Annotated in this window: 4 protein-coding genes; 2 read left to right on the plus strand and 2 right to left on the minus strand. The window is 40.7% G+C overall.

Features of this window, described 5'->3' with window-relative positions:
* Positions 1 to 87: 87 nt before the first annotated feature.
* A complete protein-coding gene (gene dcd, locus CEX73_RS01455; protein ID WP_101626836.1) occupies positions 88 to 669 on the plus strand; it encodes a dCTP deaminase in 582 nt (193 codons plus the stop codon).
* 30 nt (positions 670 to 699) lie between these two features.
* On the opposite strand, the gene folE is transcribed toward dcd, so the two are convergent.
* A complete protein-coding gene (gene folE, locus CEX73_RS01460; protein ID WP_101626837.1) occupies positions 700 to 1,362 on the minus strand; it encodes a GTP cyclohydrolase I FolE in 663 nt (220 codons plus the stop codon).
* Between the two features lie 146 nt (positions 1,363 to 1,508).
* On the minus strand, positions 1,509 to 2,987 hold the full coding sequence (locus tag CEX73_RS01465; protein ID WP_101626838.1) for an amino acid permease: 1,479 nt from the start codon (positions 2,985 to 2,987) through the stop codon (positions 1,509 to 1,511).
* Positions 2,988 to 3,194: 207 nt separating this feature from the next.
* Between CEX73_RS01465 and nfo the strand changes: the two genes are divergently transcribed.
* Positions 3,195 to 4,070, plus strand: a complete 876-nt coding sequence (nfo, locus tag CEX73_RS01470; protein WP_101626839.1) for a deoxyribonuclease IV — start codon at positions 3,195 to 3,197, stop codon at positions 4,068 to 4,070.
* Positions 4,071 to 4,141 lie beyond the last annotated feature (71 nt).

Raw genomic sequence — 4,141 nt, forward strand, 5'->3', positions numbered from 1 at the left:
GAGCAGTGCTAGAATCAATGAGATTAATACTAACTAAATGAGTCCTTATTTTAGGGTAGTTATTCCTCTTCATGGAGAAGGCAAGTGATGAGATTATGTGATCGTGATATTGAACGATGGCTAGATAAAGGTAGACTAGATATTTTCCCACGTCCACCGATAGAAAGAATTAACGGTGCAACGGTAGATGTACTTTTAGGCAATCAGTTTAGAGTCTTTTACGGGCATACTGCAGCATTTGTTGACTTGAGCGGACCAAAAAATAAAGTAACTGCCGCACTGAATAGAATAATGAGCGATGAAATTAAGCTAGCTACTGGCGATGCTTTTTTTCTTCATCCTGGAGAGCTTGCGCTGGCAGTTACCATGGAGTCTATTGCGCTGCCTGCTAACTTAATTGGCTGGCTAGACGGTCGTTCCTCCCTTGCACGACTTGGACTTATGGTACATGTGACAGCACACCGAATTGATCCAGGCTGGCAAGGACAAATAGTACTAGAGTGTTATAATTTTGGTAAGTTACCGCTGGTACTTCGCCCTGGCATGCAGATAGCTGCACTTAGTTTCGAACCACTAAGTGGACCAGCAGTACGTCCCTATAACCGGCGTTATAAAGCGAAATACTGCAATCAGCAGGGAGCCGTAGCTAGCCGAATAGATCAAGATTAAATAATAGGTATTAGCATTATTTATCTATATTTATCTATAATGCGTGATAGTACGCAAAAATTCTTGACGGGTATTCTGGCTCGATTTAAATAATCCTCCTAATGAAGTAGTAGTAGTTGCACTAGTTGAGTCACCAATACCGCGTGCTTTGACGCAATAATGGACCGCATAAATGGATACTGCTACGTGATTTGTGCCGAGAATAGTTTGTAACGCTAATAAAATTTGCTGGGTGAGTCGCTCTTGAACTTGTGGACGCTGAGCGAAGAACCGCACGATACGGTTAATTTTAGATAGGCCTATCACGCTTCTTTTGGGAATATAAGAAACAGTCGCTTTACCATCAAACATTAAAAAGTGATGCTCACAGGTGCTTGTAAGAGTAATATCGCGTACTGTTACCATTTCATCTACTTTCATTTTATTAGAGATAACAGTAATCTTGGGGAAATTAGCATAATCTAAGCCAGAAAAGATTTCCTCCATATACATGTTGGCGATACGATATGGCGTTTTTACTAAACTGTCATCCGCGATATTTAGGTTAAGCAGCGTCATGATTTTCTTTATATATTTAGCAATACGCTGTTTACGTATTTCTCTGTCTAACATATTCCCCCGCAGAAGTGGTTCTAGCCCATGTGCCAGTAAAGCCTGACGCACCATAGATGCTTCTTTTGTCAACGTTACCATGTATGTAATTTTTCTCCAGGAGGCAATAAAATGGTACGAAGCGATAATCTCGTTAATGATTTATTATACTGTTAATAATATCTAACGCTTAAATAACAAAATATTATGCAATGGCATTGCCATACGTAAAATACGTCAACAATCAATTATAACGTGCTAGTCAGCTCTTTTGGAAAAATCATATCTTCATAGCGGACTATGCTGCTACCGCGATAACATTTATAACTGAACCAAATCAAAAAAAATAATGGAATACCAATATAACTTACTACCACGCCGTTCCAATCAATACTCTCTGCTAGAAACATTTGATAATGTTGCCCTAGGATAATAACTAGGCATAAAATAAAAGCAAACACCGGTCCTAGCGGAAACCATCCAGCACGGTACGGTAATTTCCCTAAGCTACATCCCTGTTTGTTAAAACCACGACGGAAACGATAATGGCTAATAGCAATACCCAACCAAGCAATGAACCCAGTAGTACCAGAGGTATTAAGCAGCCACAAATATACTTTTTGATTACTATATATTGATGATAAAAAACACAAAGCAGCCACGATAGTAGTCATATACAGCGCGTTACGCGGCACTCCCCCTTTAGACAAGCGCGCAAATATTTTCGGAGCCTGACCTTCTAGCGCGAGAGTATAGAGCATACGCGTTGAGGCATACATGCCTGAGTTGCCAGCCGATAAAACTGTCGTAAGAATTACACTATTCATTATAGCGGCCGCCGAAAGCTGCCCAGCTTTACTGAATACCAAGGTGAATGGGCTAACAGTGATGTTATTTATATTATTATGCAACAAAGCAGGACTAGTATAGGGAACTAGAAGGCTAATAATTAATATTGATAGTACGTAAAATAACAGAATACGCCAGAAAACTTGCCGCATAGCACGTGGAATGTTCGTTTTCGGGTCTGCTGACTCACCAGCGGCAATACCAATGAGTTCTGTACCTTGAAAGGAGAAACCAACGATCATTGCTACATCTATTATCGCCGCGAAACCACCTGCGAACGGCGCATCACCTATCTGCCAGTTATACCAACAAGCTTGCGCTCCTCCGTGCAGTATACCTATTATCATCAGCATACCAACCGTAATAAACACCAAAACTGTGGCTACTTTAACCAATGAGAAACAATATTCTGCTTCACCGAAACCTTTGACTGAAATCACATTTAGTAGGAATATTACACCTAGAAAGAATAGACTCCAGATCCAACCTGGTGTGGTGGTAAACCAGTAACCCATTACTATTTGCGCTGCTACTAGATCTACAGCAATAGTTACCGCCCAGTTGTACCAGTAGTTCCAGCCAAGTGCAAAACCAAAACCTTCCTCTACATAGAGCCTGCCATAAGTGGCAAACGAACCAGATACAGGCATATAAGCGGCTAGCTCGCCTAGACTAGTCATGACAAAATAAACCATGATACCTATCAGTATATATGACAATAATGCGCCGCCAGGACCAGCCTGGGATATTGAGGCACCTGAGGCAACAAATAATCCTGTGCCAATAGAGCCACCGATAGCGATCATAGTAAGGGGACGGGTTTTGAGTTCACGACGCAGACCGTTAATTTTCTGCGGCTGAGGAGTTTTATCTAACATAGTGTAGAAATCATCTCGGCAAAATAAAATATAGATGATAAGACAGCTTCATAATAAGCACTAAATAATAATGAAAACTCAAAGCACTTTTTAGTGCTATTCTTTTCTTTCATACTTAACACAACAAAATACTAATCATCAATTAGTAAAAGATATGATTATTCATATAAATGATCATGGTTTAATGTTAGTGGTTGTCTAGGTCGGATGAACGAAACCAAATTTATTGGTGCACATGTCAGTACCACTGGTGGTGTGGATAAAGCTATCACACGTGCACATGCATTACAGGCTACTGCTTTCGCTATGTTTACCAAAAATCAGCGTCAATGGAAAGCTGCGGCACTGACTCGAAAAACGATCGAAAGTTTCCGCGCTGCCTGCGCGGAGTATCATTATACGACAAAACAAATTTTACCACACGATAGCTACCTGATTAACCTTAGTCATCCGGTTAGAGATGAGCTGGAAAAGTCGCGTGCTGCTTTTATCGACGAAATACACCGCTGTGAGCAGTTGGGCCTTAGCTTACTTAACTTTCATCCTGGCTGCCATTTGCAGCAGATTAATGAATACGCTAGCTTGACCCGCATCGCAGAGTCTATCAATGTTGCACTAGAAAAAACGGCAGGCGTGACTGCAGTAATTGAAAATACCGCTGGCCAAGGTAGTCATATGGGATTTCGCTTTGAACAATTAGCCGAAATCATCCAGCAAATTGATGATAAAAGCCGAATTGGCGTCTGTATTGATACCTGTCATGCATTCGCAGCCGGCTATGATTTACGTACAGAAGAGACCTGTATTGAAACTTTCAATAGCTTTGCTAACATAGTTGGTTTTAAATACCTGCGTGGCCTGCATTTAAACGATGCGAAAACTTCTTGCGGTAGCAGAGTTGATCGCCACCAAAGCTTAGGTAAAGGCAAGATAGGCTGCACAGCATTTGCTTGGATCATGGCTGATAAACGTTTTAATAATATTCCTATCATTTTAGAAACTATTAATCCTGCTATTTGGTCACAGGAAATTGCTTGGCTAAAAGCCATGGCTACCAGCACATATATTTCTACTGTGAAGTAACAGCTTGTTATTATGCTATTGTTTTTTCTAGCTTAAGTATGTATGTAAGCGTGAAGCTTGGTATAACTAAC

The sequence above is a fragment of the Candidatus Palibaumannia cicadellinicola genome, from assembly GCF_002855795.1.
Taxonomy (GTDB): domain Bacteria; phylum Pseudomonadota; class Gammaproteobacteria; order Enterobacterales; family Enterobacteriaceae; genus Baumannia; species Baumannia cicadellinicola_C.

What these genes read in the sequence shown, in the direction of transcription:
- CEX73_RS01465 (WP_101626838.1), bottom strand. Translation starts at nt 2,987, where the DNA reads ATGTTAGATAAAACTCCTCAGCCGCAGAAAATTAACGGTCTGCGTCGT.
- folE (WP_101626837.1), bottom strand. Translation starts at nt 1,362, where the DNA reads ATGGTAACGTTGACAAAAGAAGCATCTATGGTGCGTCAGGCTTTACTG.
- dcd (WP_101626836.1), top strand. Translation starts at nt 88, where the DNA reads ATGAGATTATGTGATCGTGATATTGAACGATGGCTAGATAAAGGTAGA.
- nfo (WP_101626839.1), top strand. Translation starts at nt 3,195, where the DNA reads ATGAACGAAACCAAATTTATTGGTGCACATGTCAGTACCACTGGTGGT.